The 21,307-nt window shown below is 44.1% G+C and carries 13 protein-coding genes, 1 tRNA gene, 1 rRNA gene and 1 riboswitch; of the genes, 9 read left to right on the forward strand and 6 right to left on the reverse strand.

Annotated features, from left to right (window positions below; genetic code table 11):
- Positions 1–165: 165 nt before the first annotated feature.
- Together rrf and HKI82_RS03375 are read left to right on the forward strand one after the other, a co-directional pair.
- Positions 166–281, forward strand: a 5S ribosomal RNA gene (gene rrf / locus HKI82_RS03370).
- Positions 282–311: 30 nt separating this feature from the next.
- Positions 312–388: transfer RNA gene (locus HKI82_RS03375), tRNA-Asp, on the forward strand.
- 668 nt (positions 389–1,056) lie between these two features.
- Here HKI82_RS03375 and HKI82_RS03380 read toward each other — a convergent pair.
- Positions 1,057–2,388 carry a cation:proton antiporter gene (locus HKI82_RS03380; protein WP_171137220.1) on the reverse strand — a complete coding sequence of 444 codons (1,332 nt, stop codon included), beginning with the start codon at positions 2,386–2,388 and terminating at the stop codon, positions 1,057–1,059.
- Between the two features lie 196 nt (positions 2,389–2,584).
- On the opposite strand from HKI82_RS03380, the gene metH reads away from it, so the two are divergent.
- Positions 2,585–6,265 carry a methionine synthase gene (gene metH, locus HKI82_RS03385; protein WP_171137221.1) on the forward strand — a complete coding sequence of 1,227 codons (3,681 nt, stop codon included), beginning with the start codon at positions 2,585–2,587 and terminating at the stop codon, positions 6,263–6,265.
- A gap of 70 nt (positions 6,266–6,335) precedes the next feature.
- On the opposite strand, the gene lysC is transcribed toward metH, so the two are convergent.
- Positions 6,336–7,688: a lysine-sensitive aspartokinase 3 gene (gene lysC, locus HKI82_RS03390; protein ID WP_171137222.1), complete on the reverse strand. Its 1,353-nt coding sequence runs from the start codon at positions 7,686–7,688 to the stop codon at positions 6,336–6,338.
- 117 nt (positions 7,689–7,805) lie between these two features.
- A riboswitch (Lysine riboswitch) is annotated at positions 7,806–7,983 on the reverse strand.
- A 267-nt stretch (positions 7,984–8,250) separates the two neighbouring features.
- Here lysC and HKI82_RS03395 point away from each other — a divergent pair.
- Positions 8,251–9,372 (forward strand): pyridoxal-phosphate-dependent aminotransferase family protein, encoded by a 1,122-nt coding sequence (locus tag HKI82_RS03395; RefSeq protein ID WP_171137223.1) that lies wholly within the window; start codon positions 8,251–8,253, stop codon positions 9,370–9,372.
- A gap of 43 nt (positions 9,373–9,415) precedes the next feature.
- On the opposite strand, the gene HKI82_RS03400 is transcribed toward HKI82_RS03395, so the two are convergent.
- The 4 genes from HKI82_RS03400 to HKI82_RS03415 all read right to left on the reverse strand — a co-directional run bounded on the left by HKI82_RS03400 (position 9,416) and on the right by HKI82_RS03415 (position 15,929).
- On the reverse strand, positions 9,416–11,182 hold the full coding sequence (locus HKI82_RS03400; RefSeq protein WP_171137224.1) for a PglL family O-oligosaccharyltransferase: 1,767 nt from the start codon (positions 11,180–11,182) through the stop codon (positions 9,416–9,418).
- Positions 11,183–11,287: 105 nt separating this feature from the next.
- A complete protein-coding gene (uvrA, locus tag HKI82_RS03405; protein ID WP_102942765.1) occupies positions 11,288–14,110 on the reverse strand; it encodes an excinuclease ABC subunit UvrA in 2,823 nt (940 codons plus the stop codon).
- Positions 14,111–14,265: 155 nt separating this feature from the next.
- Positions 14,266–15,135 (reverse strand): UTP--glucose-1-phosphate uridylyltransferase GalU, encoded by an 870-nt coding sequence (galU, locus tag HKI82_RS03410; RefSeq protein WP_171137225.1) that lies wholly within the window; start codon positions 15,133–15,135, stop codon positions 14,266–14,268.
- Between the two features lie 146 nt (positions 15,136–15,281).
- Positions 15,282–15,929: a LuxR C-terminal-related transcriptional regulator gene (locus HKI82_RS03415; RefSeq protein ID WP_171137226.1), complete on the reverse strand. Its 648-nt coding sequence runs from the start codon at positions 15,927–15,929 to the stop codon at positions 15,282–15,284.
- Between the two features lie 291 nt (positions 15,930–16,220).
- Between HKI82_RS03415 and HKI82_RS03420 the strand changes: the two genes are divergently transcribed.
- The 5 genes from HKI82_RS03420 to HKI82_RS03440 all read left to right on the forward strand — a co-directional run bounded on the left by HKI82_RS03420 (position 16,221) and on the right by HKI82_RS03440 (position 21,303).
- Positions 16,221–16,745, forward strand: coding sequence for a single-stranded DNA-binding protein (locus HKI82_RS03420; RefSeq protein ID WP_102942762.1), 525 nt, complete (start codon positions 16,221–16,223; stop codon positions 16,743–16,745).
- A gap of 136 nt (positions 16,746–16,881) precedes the next feature.
- Positions 16,882–18,873, forward strand: a complete 1,992-nt coding sequence (gene csrD / locus HKI82_RS03425) for an RNase E specificity factor CsrD (protein ID WP_171137227.1) — start codon at positions 16,882–16,884, stop codon at positions 18,871–18,873.
- Positions 18,874–18,879: 6 nt separating this feature from the next.
- A complete protein-coding gene (locus HKI82_RS03430) occupies positions 18,880–20,328 on the forward strand; it encodes an MSHA biogenesis protein MshI (protein WP_171137228.1) in 1,449 nt (482 codons plus the stop codon).
- Complete coding sequence (gspM, locus tag HKI82_RS03435) at positions 20,325–20,966, forward strand: type II secretion system protein GspM (RefSeq protein ID WP_171137229.1); 642 nt, start codon at positions 20,325–20,327, stop codon at positions 20,964–20,966. The genes HKI82_RS03430 and gspM overlap by 4 nt, the downstream gene beginning before the upstream one ends.
- A gap of 7 nt (positions 20,967–20,973) precedes the next feature.
- Positions 20,974–21,303: a hypothetical protein gene (locus HKI82_RS03440; RefSeq protein ID WP_052404631.1), complete on the forward strand. Its 330-nt coding sequence runs from the start codon at positions 20,974–20,976 to the stop codon at positions 21,301–21,303.
- Positions 21,304–21,307: the final 4 nt, after the last annotated feature.

Here is a 21,307-nt window from a genome sequence, read left to right on the forward strand (position 1 = left end):
CACCCAAGGGGTTTTGTGGGCTCAAATAAGAACATAAACTTGATTGTGTATAAGAACTGAAAACAGCTTTCTAGATTTAGGAATTGAATTTATCAACTACATCCTTGTAGTTGACCCTTCGGGCCGCACTAAAGTGCGTTAAATTTTGTTCCATACAAAATTTTGCTTGGCGACCATAGCGATTTGGACCCACCTGATTCCATGCCGAACTCAGAAGTGAAACGAATTAGCGCCGATGGTAGTGTGGGGTTTCCCCATGTGAGAGTAGGACATCGCCAGGCTTTTATTTAGCACCAAGCGCTAACCAATGCGGAGCGGTAGTTCAGTTGGTTAGAATACCGGCCTGTCACGCCGGGGGTCGCGGGTTCGAGTCCCGTCCGCTCCGCCACTTATTGAGAAGCCTCGTCAGAAATGATGGGGCTTTTTTACGTCTGAAGAAAAGTGACCAATGCGAAGCGGCAATTCAGTGGGTTGCTCTTGGTTTAAAAGAAAGCCGGCTTGTCACTACAGGTGCGCCAAGCTGAGTATTAGAAAGTCCCGTCCGTTCCGCTACTTGTTCCTTAGAATAGATAGATAAGCGTCGTCAAAAATGACGGTCTTTGAAAAATATGAATCATATAGATTGTGACTTAAGCTAGCGTCACACATCGATAGAACATCAAAGTAATACATGTGAATTACTTTTTTACTTTAAATATATGTTCTCTTCTGCTCATGAGGCAGAGCGGTTGTTTTCATTATTCCTTACTCCCTCTCTCCCACACACACTCAAATATAAAGCTATGCTAAGGCTACGTACTTAAGGATGCGTTCGTTGATGAGTCTACGTGGATTAGTGCTTACTGCTCTCTATAAATAATCGCTAGTTAGACTCATACAAGCTCATAGAGCTGAGACTATTACGTGCTTATGGGGAAGGAGATGAACGGAATAAAAGTGGGGAAATTCTGGATAGTAAAAGAAGGGAGCTTAGGCAAATTCGCCATGCTGCTTTGGTGCATAACAAATGGAATAAAAAGCAGCAACCGAGGTTGCTGCTGTTCTAAAGATTAACGCTTAGACATTCTGTTGTTGGCTCTCTTGTATGTCGCTGTGTTGAGCATTCTCTTCTTCCATCTCTTTCTCTTTCAGTTTGGCTTTTTCAATCATCGGAGTGATTGTAGAACCTTGAATCAGGATAGAGAACACGACCACAGCGTACGTCATTACCAGAATCAGCTCTTTAACGTCGATAAGCTTATCTGGGATGACCATCATTCCTGAAGGAATTGATAGTGCCATCGCTAAAGCTAATCCTCCGCGTAGCCCGCCCCAAGTTAAGATCTTTACCGACCAAGGGTTATATTTACGGTAACGCTTGAAGCCTATATATGAGACAAACACGCTAGAGTAACGGGCTGCTAGTACTAGCGGTACAGCAAAAGCCATTAGGATCCAGTCTTCTTCGTGGAATTCGAAAAGAAGCATCGACATACCGATCAACAGGAACAAGACGCCGTTTAAGAACTCATCCACCAACTCCCAGAAGTGATCTAGGTGTTCTTCACTCTCTTTCGAGAAACCAATAAAGCGAGTCCAGTTACCAATCATGATTCCTGATACCACCATGGCTAATGGGCCTGACACGTGGATAACGTCTGCAAATACATAACCCGCGGTTGGTACACCGATAGTCAGTAACAGTTCCATCGAGTGGTCGTTGGTTGCGCTAATCAAGTAGTGGAACAGTAGCCCTAGTAGGAAACCGTAAATGATGCCGCCAATCGCTTCTTGAGCAAATAATGCAATTACACTTCCTACTGTTGGCGCTTCTTTGCCGAATGCGACGGTAAAGATAGTTACGAATATGACTAAACCGAAGCCATCGTTAAACAGCGACTCACCTTCGATTTGGGTCGAGATTCGTTTAGGTGCGTTGAGCTTTTTCACGATAGCCAATACTGCTATTGGGTCGGTAGGTGAAATCAACGCACCAAACAGTAAGCAGTAAACAAGATCTAAATGAATACCGATGAAGTAACAGAAGCCGTAAAGACCAAATCCGATGAAGAAGGTAGAGAACAGAGTCGCGCCTAGTGCGAGTACAGTAATCTCCCATTTTTGATCTTTTAAGTGAGGGAGTTTAATACCTAGGCCGCCAGCAAAAAGAAGGAAGCCTAAAATGCCTTTTAGCAGAAAGCTCTCAAAATTTATGCTGGTAACTGTTTCCGTTGCGATTTGAGTGAGGTGGAACCAGTCATTCTGACCAGCAATAAGGATTAATAATGAGAGCACCATAGAGCCAGCAGTAATGGCTATTGTGGTTTGCATTTTACCTATCTTGCTGTTTAAAAAAGCAATCATCATTGCAGCAGCAGATAGAAAGCACAGAGTATAGTAGACCGACATTTTCTTCTTCAAATGTAACTAAATGTGAGCGAAATTGTCCTTTGATGATGAACAAATAGCAAACACTTTTTACCTATAGATTTATCAATTTTATAACGAACGCATTTGTGGTAATTAGATGTTTTAGACGTCTAGATTTCTAATCAATGTATGATAGGATGTCGAACAAGCAATAAAGGAATAATGAGGCTGTACTGTGGGTAGTAATCTAAAGCACCAGATCGAAGCGCAATTGAAGCAACGTATTATGTTGATTGATGGTGGCATGGGCACCATGATCCAAGAGCATAGATTGCAAGAGGAAGATTATCGTGGTGAACGTTTTGCCAATTGGCATTGTGATCTAAAAGGAAACAACGATCTCTTAGTTCTCACTCAGCCTCAGTTAATTAGGGGAATTCACTCTGCTTATTTGCAAGCAGGCGCTGACATCCTTGAAACCAATACCTTCAACGCGACCACGATTGCAATGGCTGATTACGACATGCAGTCTTTGAGCGAAGAAATTAACTTTGCCGCAGCCAAACTGGCACGTGAAGTTGCGGATGAATGGACGGCAAAAACACCGGATAAACCTCGTTATGTAGCAGGTGTTTTAGGTCCGACTAACCGTACTTGTTCTATCTCTCCAGATGTAAACGATCCGGGTTATCGCAATATCGAGTTTGATCAGCTAGTCACCGCTTATTCTGAATCTACACGCGCTTTAATTAGAGGCGGCAGCGATCTGATTCTGATCGAAACCATTTTCGATACTTTGAATGCGAAAGCGTGTGCTTTTGCGGTTGATGCTGTGTTTGAAGAACTCGGCATCGAATTGCCTGTCATGATCTCAGGTACTATCACTGATGCATCAGGTCGAACTCTGTCCGGCCAAACTACAGAAGCATTCTATAACTCCCTGCGTCATGTTCGCCCAATCTCCTTTGGTTTGAACTGTGCTTTGGGCCCAGATGAGCTGCGTCAATACGTCGAAGAGCTTTCTCGAATTTCAGAAAGTTATGTCTCAGCTCACCCGAATGCGGGACTACCAAATGCATTTGGTGAATATGACTTATCACCAGAAGATATGGCGGAGCACATTGGCGAATGGGCTCAAGCTGGGTTCCTCAACCTAGTTGGTGGTTGTTGTGGTACCACCCCTGAGCATATCGCAGCTATGGCTAAAGTGGTTGAAGGAGTAGCTCCTCGCGCTATTCCGGAGATCAGCGTAGAGTGCCGACTGTCTGGTTTAGAGCCTCTGAGCATTGCCCCAGAAACATTGTTCGTTAACGTTGGTGAGCGTACTAACGTTACCGGTTCAGCTCGTTTCAAACGTCTTATTAAAGAAGAACTCTATGATGAGGCTTTAGATGTTGCTCGTGAGCAAGTCGAGAATGGCGCACAGATCATTGATATCAACATGGATGAAGGCATGTTGGATGCGATGGCGTGTATGGAACGATTCCTTAAGTTGTGTGCATCAGAGCCAGAGATCTCGAAAGTACCAATCATGGTTGACTCTTCGAAATGGGAAGTGATCGAAGCGGGTCTGAAATGTATTCAGGGTAAGGGCATCGTAAACTCTATCTCGCTAAAAGAAGGCGAGGAGAAATTTATTCATCAGGCAAAACTGATTCGTCGCTATGGTGCAGCTGTTATCGTTATGGCCTTTGATGAAGTAGGGCAAGCAGATACTCGTGAACGTAAGATAGAAATCTGTCGTCGCGCCTATCACATTCTTGTCGACCAAGTGGGTTTTCCTGCGGAAGATATTATTTTCGACCCGAACATCTTTGCCGTCGCAACCGGTATTGATGAACACAACAACTATGCTCTCGATTTCATCAACGCCGTTGCAGATATCAAACGCGAACTTCCACATGCAATGATTTCAGGTGGTGTGTCTAACGTCTCTTTCTCTTTCCGTGGTAACAACTACGTACGTGAGGCGATTCATGCGGTTTTCCTATATCACTGTTTTAAGAACGGTATGGATATGGGCATCGTAAACGCGGGTCAGTTAGAGATATACGACAACGTACCAGAGAAACTGCGTAATGCGGTAGAAGATGTCATTTTGAACCGCGATGACGGTGCCACAGAGCGTCTGTTGGAAATCGCTGAAGAGTATCGTGAGAACGCTGTTGGCAAAGAGGAAGATGCATCTTTGCTGGAATGGCGCACTTGGCCAGTTGAAAAGCGTTTAGAGCACGCGCTTGTTAAAGGTATTACCGAATTCATTGTTGAAGATACTGAAGAAGCGAGAGCTAAAGCGACCAAACCTCTTGAAGTTATCGAAGGTCCTTTAATGGACGGCATGAATGTCGTCGGTGACTTGTTTGGTGAAGGGAAAATGTTCTTGCCGCAAGTGGTGAAATCAGCCCGCGTGATGAAGCAGGCGGTGGCGTACCTAGAGCCCTACATTAATGCGCTGAAACAAGAAGGGTCGACAAACGGTAAGATCCTGTTGGCAACCGTAAAAGGTGATGTTCACGATATCGGTAAGAACATAGTTGGCGTTGTACTGCAATGTAATAACTATGAAATTATCGACCTTGGTGTGATGGTACCGTGCGAGACAATTTTGAAAGTCGCTCGCGAGCAGAAGGTCGATATTATCGGCCTGTCTGGTTTGATTACACCGTCTCTGGACGAAATGGTTCACGTAGCAAAAGAGATGGAGCGCCAAGGCTTTGAGTTACCACTGCTGATTGGTGGCGCAACAACCTCTAAAGCGCATACCGCTGTGAAGATTGAACAGAACTATCACCAGCCAGTAGTGTATGTAAACAATGCGTCACGTGCGGTAGGCGTATGTTCAGCATTACTTTCTGATGAGCGTCGTCCTGAATTTGTTGAACGTCTGAATCTTGATTACGAAAGAACGCGTGAACAGCACGCACGTAAAAAGCCGAAAAGTCGACCTGTGACTTTAGAGCAAGCCCGAGCAAACAAGGCTGCAATTGATTGGCAGACATACACACCACCGGCACCTGCGAAACCGGGTATTCATGTGTTTAAAGATTTTGATGTTTCTGTCTTACGTCAGTACATCGACTGGACGCCATTCTTTATGACTTGGTCGCTGTCTGGAAAATATCCTGCAATTCTTGACCATGAGTTGGTCGGAGAAGAAGCTCGTAAACTGTTCAAAGATGCGAATGACTGGATTGACCGTATCGAAAGCGAAGGACTTATGAAGGCAAACGGTATTTGTGGTCTGTTCCCAGCGGCAAGTGTGGATGACGACATTGAAGTGTATGCGGATGAATCACGCCAACAAGTGATTAAAGTGCTGCATAACTTGCGTCAGCAAACCGAGAAGCCAAAAGGTGCGAACTACTGTCTGTCCGATTTTGTGGCGTCTAAACACAGTGGCAAACATGACTGGATTGGTATGTTTGCTGTGACAGGCGGTATTGGTGAGCGTGAACTGGCTGACGACTTTAAAGCCAAAGGTGACGATTATAACGCTATCATGGTTCAAGCGGTTGCTGACCGTTTGGCAGAAGCATTTGCTGAATATCTGCATATGAAAGTGCGTACTGAGATTTGGGGTTATGCTCCTGATGAAAACCTAAGTAATGAAGATTTGATTCGTGAGAAGTATCAGGGTATTCGCCCAGCTCCGGGTTATGCGGCTTGTCCTGAGCATACGGAGAAAGGTGCAATTTGGGAGCTATTAGGCGTTCAAGAGAAGATTGGTATGGAACTGACAACCAGCTACGCCATGATGCCGGGTGCATCTGTTTCTGGCTGGTATTTCTCACATCCCGATTCTCGCTACTTTGCCGTTGCTCAGATCCAAGATGATCAAGTTCAGAGTTACTCACAGCGTAAAGGTTGGGATATCCTTGAAGCTGAAAAATGGTTGGGTCCTAACATTAACGGTTAGGATTACCGAACATAGAAACGAAAAAAGGTCACCGCTTGGTGACCTTTGTTTTACATGATGAGTTATCTGATTATCGGTTCTCGAACAGATCCAAATGCAGCTTCTGAATCACTGCTTTAGATTCAGGGGCATCGACAAGGAAGCAAAGGTTGTGGTCGCTTGCTCCGTAGCAGATCATACGCAAGTTAAAATCACCTAAGGTGCTGAACACTTCTTTCGCATAGCCTTTGGTTTCCATGTGGTTACCAATCAATGCTACTAGGCAAAGGTTATGTTCGACTTCTACAGTACAAAGCTCTTGTAACTCTTCTCTTGCTTCTTGTGGCAGCTCAGGCGCTCCGCCTGATGTGTCCGTTTTGTCTAGTGTCAGAGACACACTGATTTCAGAAGTGGTAATAAGGTCTACCGAGATTTTGTATTTTGCCAAAACTTCGAATACTTTTGCTAAGAAACCATACGCATGGAACATCTTCGCACTGCGTAACGTCACCATAGTTTGATTGCAGCGCAGTGCTAGCGCTCGGAACTGCGGTGAGTTCTCGACTTGTTGACGAATCCAGGTGCCACCTTTTTCTGGTTCTTTTGAAGAACCGACGAATACAGGGATTTCATGACGAAGCGCAGGCACCAGTGTTGAAGGATGTAGAATCTTCGCACCAAAGTTCGCCATTTCAGAGGCTTCACTAAAGCTGATCTCTGGAATTGGCGCAGCTTTAGGTGCAATGCGAGGATCGGTTGTGTAGATTCCTGGTACATCGGTCCAAATCTCTAAGCCGGAAGCTTTTACCGATTCAGCAATCAGCGCTGCTGAGTAATCACTGCCGCCACGACCAAGTGTTGTGGTATTACCTTGTTCATCGGAACCGATGAAACCTTGAGTAACAACCACATATTCCGCACAAAGTGGGGCAAGTTTTTCTTGAGCCAGTTTCGCGATCTCTTCGATTTGTGGTTCAGCTCGGCCGTAATGGCTGTCTGTTCTTAATACTTCACGAATATCAAAGCGAATGGCATTAACACCGCGCTCACGCATTAACTGGGTCAAGATATAGGTCGACATCAGTTCGCCGCAAGCGACCAAATGATCTGTCAGCTTTTTGCTGGACTGAAATGATGCAGCTTCGGCAGCGCTAGCGATGCTATCTAGCATCGAGTGAACTTCTTTTTCTACTTGGGTCGGTTCAGACAATTGGTCGATAATCGAATCATGAATATCAGCCAACTGTTTCATGATGCTTAATCTTTGGTCTGCATCCTGAACGCCATTAGCAAGTTCAACAAGTAAGTTCGTTACGCCAGAGCAAGCACTGCTGACGACTAATCGTGTTTGTGGGTTATTTTCGATAATTGCAGAGCAACGGCTCATTGCTTCAAAATTTGCAACACTTGTTCCACCAAACTTGGCGACATTGAATGCGCTCACTACATTTCTCCCGGACTTCCTAGAAATAAAAAAGGTTGGTAATCCAACTTCCAATGTTTTGAAGAGAGTTTCTTAGAGCAAAATAGAGGGGAGTAACAACAGGCAGGTTGTATAAAATTCCTCAGAAGCTCTTCATCAGCATAGCACCGATGACAGTTGAAGGGATTCAACCCTGACAACCGATAAACCAAATCCACAACTTTGATTTATCTCGGCACTGCTCCCCCTGAATGTTTTGTTTTGGAGTTGAGGCTCCACAAAACATCTGCCTGGGCAGTGCTCCTCTTCTGTTATCCCATCCTGCTTAGTGTTGTATCTGTGCGGTTACGATTTGTGCTCAAATCAACAGGCGCTTACAACCCTAATGAGTAAGGGATAAATAGCTCACTCATTGAACGGTTTTGTGAAACTGTTGTCAATTGTAAATTTGTGATAAATGAAAATAAATGTGTCGAAATTGTCAGGCAGCATAGACCTCTGTCGAATTGCTGTCGTCTTGATTCTGCCGTACTCTACATTTTCGTCCGTGAAAGCTTATGACTAATAATAACTGGGAGCACCTATGACTATACAAAGCTTCATCCCTCCGCACCGAATTCTTATGGGACCTGGTCCTTCGGATATCTCTCCTCAAGTATTACAGGCTCTAAGCCGTCCAACAGTCGGGCATTTAGACCCACTGTTTGTCGCTATGATGGATGAGCTAAAGGTGCTACTTAAATATGCTTTCCAGACTGAAAACGAGTTCACCATTGCGGTATCAGCACCGGGTAGTGCGGGTATGGAGGCGTGTTTCGTCAATTTGGTTGAGCCCGGCGATAAAGTAATTGTTTGCCGCAACGGTGTCTTTGGCGAGCGCATGCGTGAAAATGTTGTCCGTTGTGGCGGTATTGCTATCACAGTGGATGATGAGTGGGGAACGCCCGTCTCTGTTAGCAAAGTTGAACAAGCCATCAGCCAGCATCCCGATGCTAAAATTCTAGCTTTTGTCCATGCTGAAACATCGACAGGCGCTTTGAGTGACGCGCAAACACTTGGCGCTTTAGCTAAGCAAAATAATATGCTGACGATTGTTGATGCCGTAACTTCATTAGGTGGCGTTCCACTGCTGGTGGATGAATGGCAATTGGATGCGGTTTATTCTGGAAGTCAGAAGTGTCTTTCTTGTGTGCCGGGTTTGTCCCCTTTGACTCTGTCAGCAAAAGCGATCGAAAAGATCCAAGCGAGAACGACGCCGATCCAAAGTTGGTTTTTAGATCAGAGTTTAGTGTTGGGGTATTGGAGTGGCGGTAATAAACGCAGCTATCATCATACTGCACCCGTGAACAGCTTATACGCACTTCACGAAGCATTGCTGATTTTGAAAAATGAAGGATTGGAAAATGCTTGGTCTCGTCATCAAGCGATGCATGAAAAACTCAAGCTTGGTTTAGAACAAATGGGTTTCAAATTTGTGGTGGAAGAAGGATATCGCTTACCACAACTGAATGCGGTGTATATTCCAGAAGGTGTTGATGACGCTAAAGTTCGTAGCCATCTTCTCAATGAATACAATTTGGAAATTGGTGCAGGGCTTGGTGCGTTAGCTGGTAAGGCGTGGCGTATTGGTGTGATGGGTTATGGCGCCCGTTCTGAAAATATCGCTTTGTGTCTCAGAGCGCTGGAAGAATCTCTGACCCAATAAAACTCGGGTTGATAAAGAAAGGTGGCCATTGCCACCTTTCTTTTTATTCCACATCGGTCTCAGTTTGTTCCGAGTTATCGATTGAGCCTAGGTATTGAATATGGCTAAAATCTAATTCGGGAAACAAGAACGCGGCCTCAGTTCTTGTTTGCTCTGCTCGGCTGGTATCGCCCATCGCTTGATAAGCCAAGATCAACTTCTCATACAATCCGGGTCTCGGTTTAGTTTGAATAATCTTCAAAGACCAGTCGATATAAGGCTGGATGTATTCGTATTTCTTCTCGTTTAACCCTAGATCTAAATAAGTGCTGTACATCTCCCAATCCAATCGGTCTTTGATTAGCACTGGATTGATGACTTTATTCAAGATATCCAGTTGCTTTGGGGTAGATGTTTCAAATTTAGTGAGGTAGAAATTGGTATGCAGCACACTCACCATATAAAAACAGGTGACGATTGGCAGAATTAAACTGGTGATTCGTAATAGTGTTCTGCTGAGTTTGCTAAAACGAAACACACGATATTTCGCTACACGCTGATCAATCCAGAACAGTAAAATCATAAAGGTTAACCAGTGAATGCTCGACTGGTAGAAAGGCGCATCAACGAGGCTGTGAATGACAATTGGCAGTAACAAAGCGAACATGGCCAATCGGGTACCTTTTTTCGCTGAGTATATGCGAACTAATACAAAACTCGCCGCTAAAGCCATTCCTAGTACGGGTAATAATCCGCCTTCAATTCCCCAAAATAGAAACTCATTGTGAGGATGTTCCATTGATGGAATGCCTACTTTGTAGTTTGGATTGAGCTGATGTTGTCTGGCGGTATACAGGATATAACTCGACTCAAACTTGCCGTAACCATAGCCTGTAAATGGCTTTTCAATCAGCATATCAATGGCTTGGGGGAGAACGCTACTATAAGGAACGGATGAAAGGTAAGGCTCTAGATCGCGATTTTGATTATGGTGTAAATACAGTGCGCCTAAGCCAATGATTAATCCGCAAACAGTGGCTAAAACCCAGTTTATAAAACGCTGGCGAGGTGAAAAACGATACAGATACGGCAGAATAAGTAACACACCTACTGCCGCAGATATCCAACCAACCAGAGAATGCAATAGGATTACTAGCGGGATTGATACTACAGGTGTGATGTACAGTAAGCTTACTTCACTGAGCTTTTTATTATATTTTTTCGGTTGACGAGCCAGTAGATACCCTGAAAGCACCAGACCAGTAGTAAGGAAGCTGGCCATGGCATCAGGGTGCTGAAAGATGCCGTAAGGCAGGTTCTTTACCGTGTCATAGTTAAAGATATTGCCAGTGTGTAAGACACTGTATTGATAAATACCAAACAGCGCTTCAATGAGGCTGGCAAAGACAACGTACAGAAGTAATTTCTGTTTGCTTTTATTGCTGAAATGAAACTGTTGCAGTACTAAGAAAAGTGAAAATCCAGCCCATAAACCAATGATTCTGGTCAGTTCGCTATACCACTGTGCGTTGGCAAAAAACAACGGAAGCGTCATGATCACACAACAGACCCAAAGACCGATAGTCAGTTTGGAATATCGCAAACGTCGGTAGCTGCTCATTTGATATAAGCCGAGAGCTAAGGGAATACTGATTGCAATCCAAGTTGTGGCATTGAAGGGGAGCAACAATCCATCGCCACCTAAATTTGGCATAAAAACGTGCATTGCTATGAGATAAACAAAGCCAACCGTTATCAGGAACGGTTTGTTTTTAGGCACACTCGGTGCTTGTGGTTCAAGTTGTGTTCCGCTTAACAGCAAGGTTGCCATAGGGGGTTCAATGTCCTTTGCGAAGAAACCTGCTTTATTGGAGCAGGCAAATTAGGGCTGACAGACCCTAATTTACCGTTTTTTTTCAGTTTCTACAGATCTTTTCTATTTCAACATCGGTTTTAAGAAACGAGCGGTATGGGAAACTTTGCTTTTCGCCACATCTTCAGGTGTACCTTCCGCAATAATTTCACCACCACCTTGTCCTCCTTCGGGACCCAAATCTACTATCCAGTCTGCGGTTTTAATCACGTCAAGGTTGTGCTCAATAACCACAACTGTGTTCCCGTGGTCACGCAGACGGTGCAATACATTGAGTAGTTGTTGAATATCATGGAAATGCAAACCTGTGGTGGGTTCATCCAAAATATAAAGTGTTTTACCCGTGTCACGTTTAGACAGTTCTCGCGACAGTTTGACCCGTTGAGCTTCACCACCCGACAATGTCGTTGCCGACTGACCAAGGCGGATGTACGACAAACCTACGTCCATTAGCGTTTGCAGTTTACGTGCTATCACAGGTACAGGTTCAAAGAACTCATGAGCGTCCTCAACGGTCATGTTAAGGACTTCATCGATCGTTTTACCTTTGTAACGAACTTCCAATGTTTCGCGGTTGTAGCGTTTTCCTTTACATACATCACAAGGAACGTACACATCGGGTAAGAAGTGCATTTCGACTTTGATTACGCCATCGCCCTGACACGCTTCACAGCGACCACCTCGGACGTTAAAACTAAAGCGTCCCGGCTTGTAACCGCGTGAGCGAGATTCTTGTGTGCCTGAAAACAGCTCACGAATTGGAGTGAAAATACCGGTATAGGTCGCAGGGTTTGAGCGAGGTGTACGGCCTATAGGGCTCTGGTCGATATCGATAACTTTATCGAAATGCTCTAATCCTTTTATCGACTTGTATGGCGCAGGTGTTGATGTGGTTGCGCCATTTAATGCGATATGCGCGATATTAAAGAATGTATCGTTGATCAGTGTGGATTTACCTGAACCGGAAACCCCTGTTACACAAGTAAATAATCCGACTGGGATAGAAAGATTGACATCTTTTAGGTTGTTGCCAGATGCACCAAGAAGCTCGACGGTTTTCTTCGCGTCTTTTGGTGTTCTCTGTTTAGGTATTTCAATTTCCTTCACACCACTTAGGTATTGACCTGTAAGGGAGTTCGGGTTGTTGATGATATCCGTAACATTACCTTCAGCCACCACGCTACCACCATGTACACCAGCGCCAGGGCCGATATCAATCACATGGTCAGCCATGCGAATGGCATCTTCATCATGCTCAACCACAAGAACGGTGTTCCCCAAATCGCGCAGATGTTCTAGGGTTTTTAACAATCTTTCGTTATCTCGCTGGTGGAGACCGATGGATGGTTCATCGAGTACATACATCACTCCAACCAGTCCCGCGCCAATTTGGCTCGCTAAGCGGATTCGTTGCGCTTCACCACCGGAGAGCGTTTCTGCACTGCGCGATAAATTTAAATAGTTCAAACCAACATTGACCAAAAACTGCAAACGATCATTCACTTCTTTCATAATCTTTTCTGCAATTTGAGCTCGCTGACCTTCGAGTGTCAGAGATTGGAAAAACTGTAGAGCATCAGCGATGCTGAGTTCTACAACTTGCGGTAGTGGCGTGTCATTGACGAATACGTTGCGAGCTTCAAGACGTAAACGTGTACCCTCACAATGGCTGCACGGTTTGTTAGAAATGTATTTCACTAACTCTTCACGAACCGAATTGGATTCAGTATCACGATAGCGACGCTCGAGATTATTGAGAATTCCTTCAAACGGATGACGCTTAACTCGGATGTCACCTCGGTCATTGATATAGTTAAATTCTATTTCAGTGCGGCCAGAGCCATGAAGAATGATCTCTTGGATTTTTTTGCCCAGTTTGTTGAAAGGCGTTTGCAAATCAAAGTCGTAATGGGCAGCTAAAGAGCTGAGCATCTGGAAGTAATAGTAGTTCTTTTGATCCCAACCGCGAATTGCGCCTTCAGCCAAACTCAGTTTCTCATCCTGAATCACTCGGCTTGGGTCAAAATACTGTTGTACACCAAGACCATCACACGTTGGACATGCACCAGCTGGGTTGTTGAATGAGAACAATCGAGGCTCAAGTTCACGCATGCTGTAGCCACAATGTGGACAGGCAAAGTTGGCTGAAAATATTTGCTCTTCGCCTTCCTCATCCATTGGTGCAACCACAACGTTGCCGCCAGAGAGTTCCAGAGCTGTCTCAAACGATTCGGCTAGACGTTGTTGCAAGTCTGAACGCACTTTAAATCGGTCAACTACAACTTCAATGGTGTGCTTTTTATGCAGTTCAAGCGTCGGTGGATCGGACAAATCGCAAATATCACCATCAATTCGTGCGCGAATAAAACCTTGAGCCGCTAAATTTTCCAGAGTTTTAACGTGTTCACCTTTACGCTCTTTCACGATAGGAGCAAGCAGCATCAATTTCGAGCCTTCAGGAAGCTCTAATACTTTGTCTACCATCTGGCTGATTGTTTGAGCGGCAAGTGGAATCTTATGTTCTGGACAACGAGGTTCGCCAACACGAGCAAACAGCAAACGCAGATAATCGTAGATTTCGGTAATGGTACCCACTGTTGAACGTGGGTTGTGTGAAGTCGACTTTTGCTCAATAGAGATAGCTGGCGACAGACCTTCAATATGGTCTACGTCGGGCTTTTCCATCAAAGACAGGAACTGGCGAGCGTAGGCGGAGAGAGATTCAACATAACGTCTCTGACCTTCGGCATATAGAGTATCAAAGGCTAAAGAGGATTTCCCTGAACCAGAAAGTCCGGTAATGACGATCAGCTTGTCACGGGGAATCGTGAGATTGATATTTTTCAGGTTATGGGTTCGAGCACCACGTACTTCAATTTTGTCCATTTGATTTGCTCTGTCTTTGGCTTTGTTAAAGGCTAAGTCGAGCAAGTATTACATAGAGTGAGAAATGTGCAAGAAATACTGGATATAAAAACAGTTGATCAATAAAAAAAGAGCTGTTTGATTGCAGCTCTTTTGAAGATTACTTGCGATGAGTATTAGCTCTTATGTGTAGAGTGTTTTGCTAAAGAAACTTGTTGTTCGTTTTTCTTGTATAAATTTTCAAAACAGTAGTTTGTCGCTTCGATATAACCTTCTACGCTACCGCAGTCAAAGCGCTTACCTTTAAATTTATAGGCCAAAACGCAACCTGATTTTGCTTGTTTTAATAGCGCGTCAGTGATTTGGATTTCACCGCCTTTACCTGGCTCAGTTTGTTCGATTAACTCGAAAATATCAGGTGTCAGGATATAACGACCAATGATGGCCAGATTGCTTGGTGCTGTGCCCGGTTCAGGTTTTTCAACCATGTCATCTACGCGGAAAAGATCGTCTTTAATCATTTCACCCGAGATCACACCATACTTATGTGTTTCATCTGCGGGAACTTCTTGTACCGCAACGATTGAACAGCGGAACTGGTTGTACAGTGCTACCATCTGTGCCAGAACACCTTTCTCTTCATTGACACAAAGGTCATCCGCCAAAACAACAGCAAAGGGTTCGTCACCCACAAGCTCTCTGCCTGTGAGAATCGCGTGCCCTAAGCCTTTCATTTCTCGTTGACGAATGAAAGTAAAGTTAGCAGTTTCGATAATGTCTCGGATATCAACCAGTAGGTCTTCTTTGTTCGTTCCTTGGATCTGATGCTCAAGCTCGTAGTTCATGTCAAAGTGATCCATGATCGAATGCTTACCTCGACCCGTCACAATACACATCCCATTCATTCCCGCCTGAATTGCTTCCTCTACGCCATATTCAATTAGAGGTTTGTTTACTACAGGCATCATTTCTTTTGGCATTGATTTGGTTGCTGGTAAAAAACGAGTGCCGTAACCAGCTGCCGGAAATAGGCATTTTTTGATCATTTTGTCGCCCTGCTAAACTATCTGTTATTGTCTTAAAACGGAGTTGTTATGTTTAAACATAGATTTAATGCAGACTTTAGCATGATACTTTCGTGAGATTCAGCACATTCTGTGTCATGAAAATGAAAATGTGCTGAAAGGCGCATTTATGAAAGCAGATTTTGATTTGCCCAACTGATCGCTTGAACTCTGTTTTTCACCGATAGCTTTTTAAATATCTGATACAAATGAGACTTGACTGTAAACTCGCTGATAAAAAGACTTTCTGCCATCTGCATATTTGATGCCCCCGTCTGTAAGCAACGCAAAATCTGAATTTCTCTCGCCGTGAGGTCAACCGAAGCTTGTGCGTGGTGGGCCTGAAAATGATATCGGTAATAATGTAGAAGCTGGCTTGATGCATGACGTGGAAGCCAGTTTTGCCCGTTAATTATTTCGCCCAAGCCTTCGCAGATACTCTCGGGGGTATCATCCTGATAAAAGAGTCCTTTTAAGTTACCGAAGGTAAGTAATTCCTCTGTATGCAGCCTCTTATCAACGTTAAACAGAATCGTTTCAAAGTGAGGGCTTGTAATTTTTAACGCTTTTAAATTTTGTCGAATAAGATGATGTTCCTGATAGTTAATCAGCAAAATTTTGTGTTTATCTGTGTGATAATTTCGCAGTAACTGTTCGGGGAGTATTTGAGGGATTGGCAAAGCAAGAAGTTCTAGCGCTTTTTCCAATTCTTCAGGGACGCATGTATCGTCCATGCAAAGAAAATATATGGTTCTGGCATAGTTGTGTTTTGACATGGATTATTCCTTTGTAGGATGCGGTGAAATGCCTCAACAATGCCTAAAATTAAAAGGTAGAGCGAATTGGGATAGCGAGTTTGCGTGGGAATTCAATCGATTGAGTAAATGAGTTTTATATCAAATTGCAAATGGAAGATTTCCCCCGAAAATTAGAAGCTTAAAAGTGAAAACGGAATGAGTTTTTGATAACAATTCGACCGGACATTTAAGCTCGAGAAAAAGCGTGTTATCCTAACTGACTATTTGAAATTTTTTCAAAAATTATACGATTTAAAGACGGAGCGAAACATGGCAAGCCGTGGCGTGAATAAAGTAATTTTGGTTGGCAACTTGGGTGGAGATCCTGAAGTTCGCTATATGCCAAGTGGCGGTGCTGTTGCGAACATCACCATTGCAACGTCAGAAACATGGCGTGATAAAGCAACGGGCGAACAGCGTGAGAAAACTGAGTGGCACCGAGTTGCTCTGTATGGAAAACTTGCAGAAGTAGCGGGTGAGTACCTGCGTAAGGGTTCTCAAGTTTACATTGAGGGTCAACTGCAGACTCGTAAGTGGCAAGACCAAAGTGGTCAAGATCGTTACTCAACAGAAGTTGTTGTGCAAGGTTATAACGGCATCATGCAAATGCTTGGTGGTCGTCAACAACAAGCTGGTGGCGCGGGTCAAGGTCAACCACAGCAGCAAGGTGGGTGGGGACAACCTCAACAACCTGCGAGACAGAGCCAACCTGCATATCAGCCAGCTGCTCAACAAGCTCCTCAGCCTCAATACAATGAGCCACCAATGGATTTTGACGACGATATCCCGTTTTAATTGTCTCGATTCTAAAAAAGCCGCAATTTTGTGGCTTTTTTTATATACTTAGCGCACTGTTTGCATAGTTTTTGCGAGCAGCTTTCTTCGATGAATAATGCCACCCATCGATAAATTGAAAGGGAATTCAATTTCTATGCGCTACACGCCCACTCTAAAACTCAGTACACGTTTAGTGGTTTTCGTCACCCTGATTGTGACCAGTGCGATGTTCATTCTGTTTATCGGCGGAACTTTATCCTTTCAGCGCTTAGGGCAGGAATATCTCAACCACTACATGCAGGGCATAGTGGAAGTGGTGGACAAAGAGATGGAAGATCCAGATGCTGCCTATTCTATGCAGCGTTGGATGCCCAAGATGCTGCAAGCAAGTAATATTGTTGAGATGGAATTGTCATCTCAAGCTGGCATTATTTATCGTTTTAAAGATACCTCCTCAAAAATCGACCCCGCACGTCTTTATCAAGCGGATTTTCCTTTGCAACGCATTCAAGGTTATTCGGTGCACTTTAAAGTCGTACCGCCTTATGTTGGCTTTAGCTATTCCATCGGTGCTATGTGGTCGATAACAGTCGCTGTTTTATTCATTGTTTTCTGCTTGGTACAGAGTGTTAAGTGGTTGCGTTTTCAGCTTTTGGGATCGGAAATGCTGGAAGAGCGTGGGCGAATGATCTTGGCCGGCAGAGTTGAGCAATATGCAAAAGGCGATGACAGAGAGTGGCCATATACCGCCAGTGAAGCTCTAGATGTTCTGATCGAAGAGTTACAAGATGCACGTCAAGAACGTAGCCGTTTTGATACTTTTATCCGCACACAGACATTTCTTGACCAGTTAACGGGTACGGCAAACCGAGTCCTGTTCGACAGCAAATTAGAATCAGCGTTGCAGGAGAGTGGCGCTCAAGGTGGCGTTCTGATGCTACGTATTGATGATCTTGATGTAGCGAAAGAAGAAAACGAGAAACGCGTCATTGACGATTTTGTGGTTGAAGTCGGTCAGTGTATCTCAAACGTCATTGCTCGCTATCCAGACGTAATTTTGTCTCGTTACTATGATTCTGTATTTGCTCTCTTTATGCCACACCAAACGGCAAAAGATGTCTCTCATGTTGCTTCTCAATGCCTGAAGTTTATTGAACGTCTAACGCCGCCAGAGCCACTAGATAAAGATAATTGGTTCCACATCGGTGTGAGTATGTACAAGGAAGGTGAGCGTAGAGGCCGAATTATTGATGAAACAGAAACGGCTTTGAAAAGTGCTCAGTTGCAGAGAGTCAATGCTTGGAGTCGCTTTGAAAAAGCGGCGGTTGCCGAAGACAGAGGCAGCGTACGCTGGCGGACTCTATTCGATAAGGCTCTTATTGATGACAATATCATCCTATTCCGACAGGCTTGCTATTTGTCCGGTCGTTCTAATCAATTAGAATTATTGCATAACGAATTGTTCGCTAGAATTAATGACCCTGACAAAGGTGTGTTGAAGGCGTCTCGATTTAGTTCAGCTATAGAAACCGTTGGCTATGAAGCTGTCCTAGATAAAGCTGTGATGAGAAGAACGTTACAACTGATTAAATCTTCAGTTAACGAATCCGCATTGTCGGTAAACCTGTATGTACTTCCTTTTTCTGATAAACAATATTTTCGCTGGTTCCGTAGTGAGTTAATGCAGTTAACTTTCCGCCAGCGTGGTCAGTTATCGTTTGAATTTACCGAAGGGCATTTAGTTCAACATCTGGATTATATGCGCCCGGTACTTAGAACAATATCCGCACTCGGGTGCGAGTTGATAGTCGGACAAGCAGGGCGAACAATCGTTGCAACCCACTATATCAAAGACTTAAAGATCAACTATCTTAAATTACATCGAAGCTTGATAAAGCAAATCGATCAAAGACATGAAAATCAGTTGATAGTGCGCAGCCTGTTAGGGGTCTGCAAAGGAACACAAACAAAAGTCATTGCCGTGGGGGTTGAAAACCAGTCAGAGTTACAGGTTTTGCATAATCTTGGGGTTGATGGTGTTCAAGGGCGGTTATTTGATACTGAACAACCACTAAATCCGAGCAAGTTGCCTGTGGCGGAACGTCAAGTTAAACCCGGTAAACGAAACCGATGGCGCACAAAGTAGAGATAAATGAAGATTGAAGCATTGTTAAAGCGGTTCACCAGAAAAAAATCTAAGCAGATGGCAGTGTTTGCGGTGGTTCAACCTGATGCGATTTATTTCTCGTCATCAGAATCCCTTGCCTTGCCTGAACATTATCCTTTGGCCAATAATACTTGGCCTCATGCCTTAGTGAATGCACTTCTTACCGCCGGAGCGAAAGGGTTGAGTGTTCACGTGGTGTTGCACGCCCAACTGTTTCAAAGCTATCAAATTGATAAGCCATCTATTCCTCAGCAAGAGTGGTCAAGTGCGCTGCCATTCTTGTTAAAAGACCTGATTACCGAAAAATCTTCAGAAGTAATTGCGGATGCGTATCCGCTCGAAGGCGGCAATAAAGCGCAAGCCTACGTGATTAACAAAAAGGTCGTTTTAGAAGCGAGCAGTTTACTTGAGAGTATGGGGTGTAGCCTTGAGAGTGTTGTTCCTGAACAAGAAGTTTGGGGTCGAAACAATGGTGAGCTGAAAAACTACTTATTAGTGCAACGCAGCAAAGGCAGCCATTTTAAATTAGAAGCCTTCGTCAATGAGCGTTGTATTTTCCAACGTACACTGCGTGGTGTTGTCGCTCCGATTACAGGCGTTGCCAGTACAGCGCTGCAACTTGACGGTCTTGCATTAGAGCTGCAACGTTCAATCGACTATTTGTCTTCTCACTTCAAAGGCACCTCTCTGCATCAGCTAAAAGTGTGTTGTGATGAAGAAGAACACGCTGAACTCGTCCAAGCATTGGGTGAGCGTTTAAGTGTCAAGGTTGCCCCTCTGGTTGAAGGTGCTGAGCATATCGTTTCTGGCCAAGTGTTGGCAGAAAAAGCACCGTTTGTTCCAGCTGATGCGATCAACTTTTATCAAGAGCACCTGAAGCCAAAGAAAGAGTTGATGACGTTATCATCCATCACTGCTTTCTGGGGGGCTGTTGCTGTTGTTATGCTATGCTTCTTCGCATGGTTTCAATTTCAAAATATTCAATATCAGCAACAACTTAAACAAGCCAATCAACAAAATACCCAACTGACGGCGCAACTTGGAGAGCTGAAACAAAAGCATGCGGCGCATCTGCCTTCAGCAGAAAAAGTGGCGGCTTCAGCTCGTTTAAAGAAAGAGATTGAATCACAGCAAGCATCACTAGTTGCGATTGGTCAGTATGACGCTTCTCGACAGTTGGGCTATTCCGGAGTGATGGATGGTTTAGCAAAACTTTCCCGCCGTGATATTAGCTTAAGTGAGATTGAGATAAATGAAGCAACGTTGGATGTAAAAGGTATGGCGAGAGATGCCAACGTAATACCAACATGGATTGCGCAATTTAAAGATGAAGTGAGTTTGACCGGACGTAGTTTCGAACAACTCACAATTGGTCGTGACGAGCAAGACATAGTGACGTTTGAATTGAAATCAAAGCGAGGTGTGGAGAAATGAACGAACGCTGGCAGAAATGGAGTCAACAGTTCGAAGGCAGAGCTCCGCGCGAAAAGTGGTTAATCGCCATTTGTGGTTTGATTGTGATTACGATGGTGTTGCAGACACTGTTAATCGACCCACTATTGCAGCAGAGAAAAGACGCCCAACAGAAGTTAATGTCGCAGCAATCCGCTAATCAGCGAATGGAAAGTGAAATCATCATTTTGCAGCGCGAACTGGCTAAAGATCCTAACGCAGAGATAAATAAAGAGTTAGAACAACTGCAACAGCAGAGCCAGGAGCTGTCTATGCAGCTTTCTGAAGTTATGAGTAATTTGGTCTCACCATCACAGATGGCTAATTTGCTACAAAACGTATTGGATCATAGTGCTAAATTGAAATTAGTGAGCTTGACATCATTGCCAGCTAGTCCAATTAATGAGACAGATAGCAATGCCGAATATTTCCTACATCCGGTTCGGATGGAACTGAATGGCACTTATTTCGCTATCAGGGATTATTTGCACGCGTTAGAAAGCCTGCCAGTGAAATATTATTGGCGTAGTTTTCACTATCAAGTTGAAACCTACCCTAATGCCAAGTTGGTATTAGAAGTCTACACACTTGGAACCCGTGAGGAGTTTATCGGTGGCTAGGATATCGATGCTAAATAAGGCATGGTGGTTAATGATACTTGCTGCAGTTTCGGTTTCTGTCTCGGCGAGCCAAGAACAAGATCCAACCGCGCCATTAGGTTGGATGAAAACAGAACAAGTTAAAAAAGCAAAAAGAAACGTACCTGTACCTGAACTGCAAAGCATTGTTTGTAAAGATGATAATCAATGCTATGCCATTTTAAATGATAAGGTCGTGGACAAGGGCGATAGTGTGTCAGGCTATAAAGTGTCTAAAGTCACGCCATCGCAGGTCGAACTTAAGCAAGGCAGTAAAAGTTGGACTTTGAAGCTGTTCTCTCTGGACATTAAGAAATAAGGTT

The organism is Vibrio plantisponsor (assembly GCF_013041605.1).
Taxonomy (GTDB): domain Bacteria; phylum Pseudomonadota; class Gammaproteobacteria; order Enterobacterales; family Vibrionaceae; genus Vibrio; species Vibrio plantisponsor.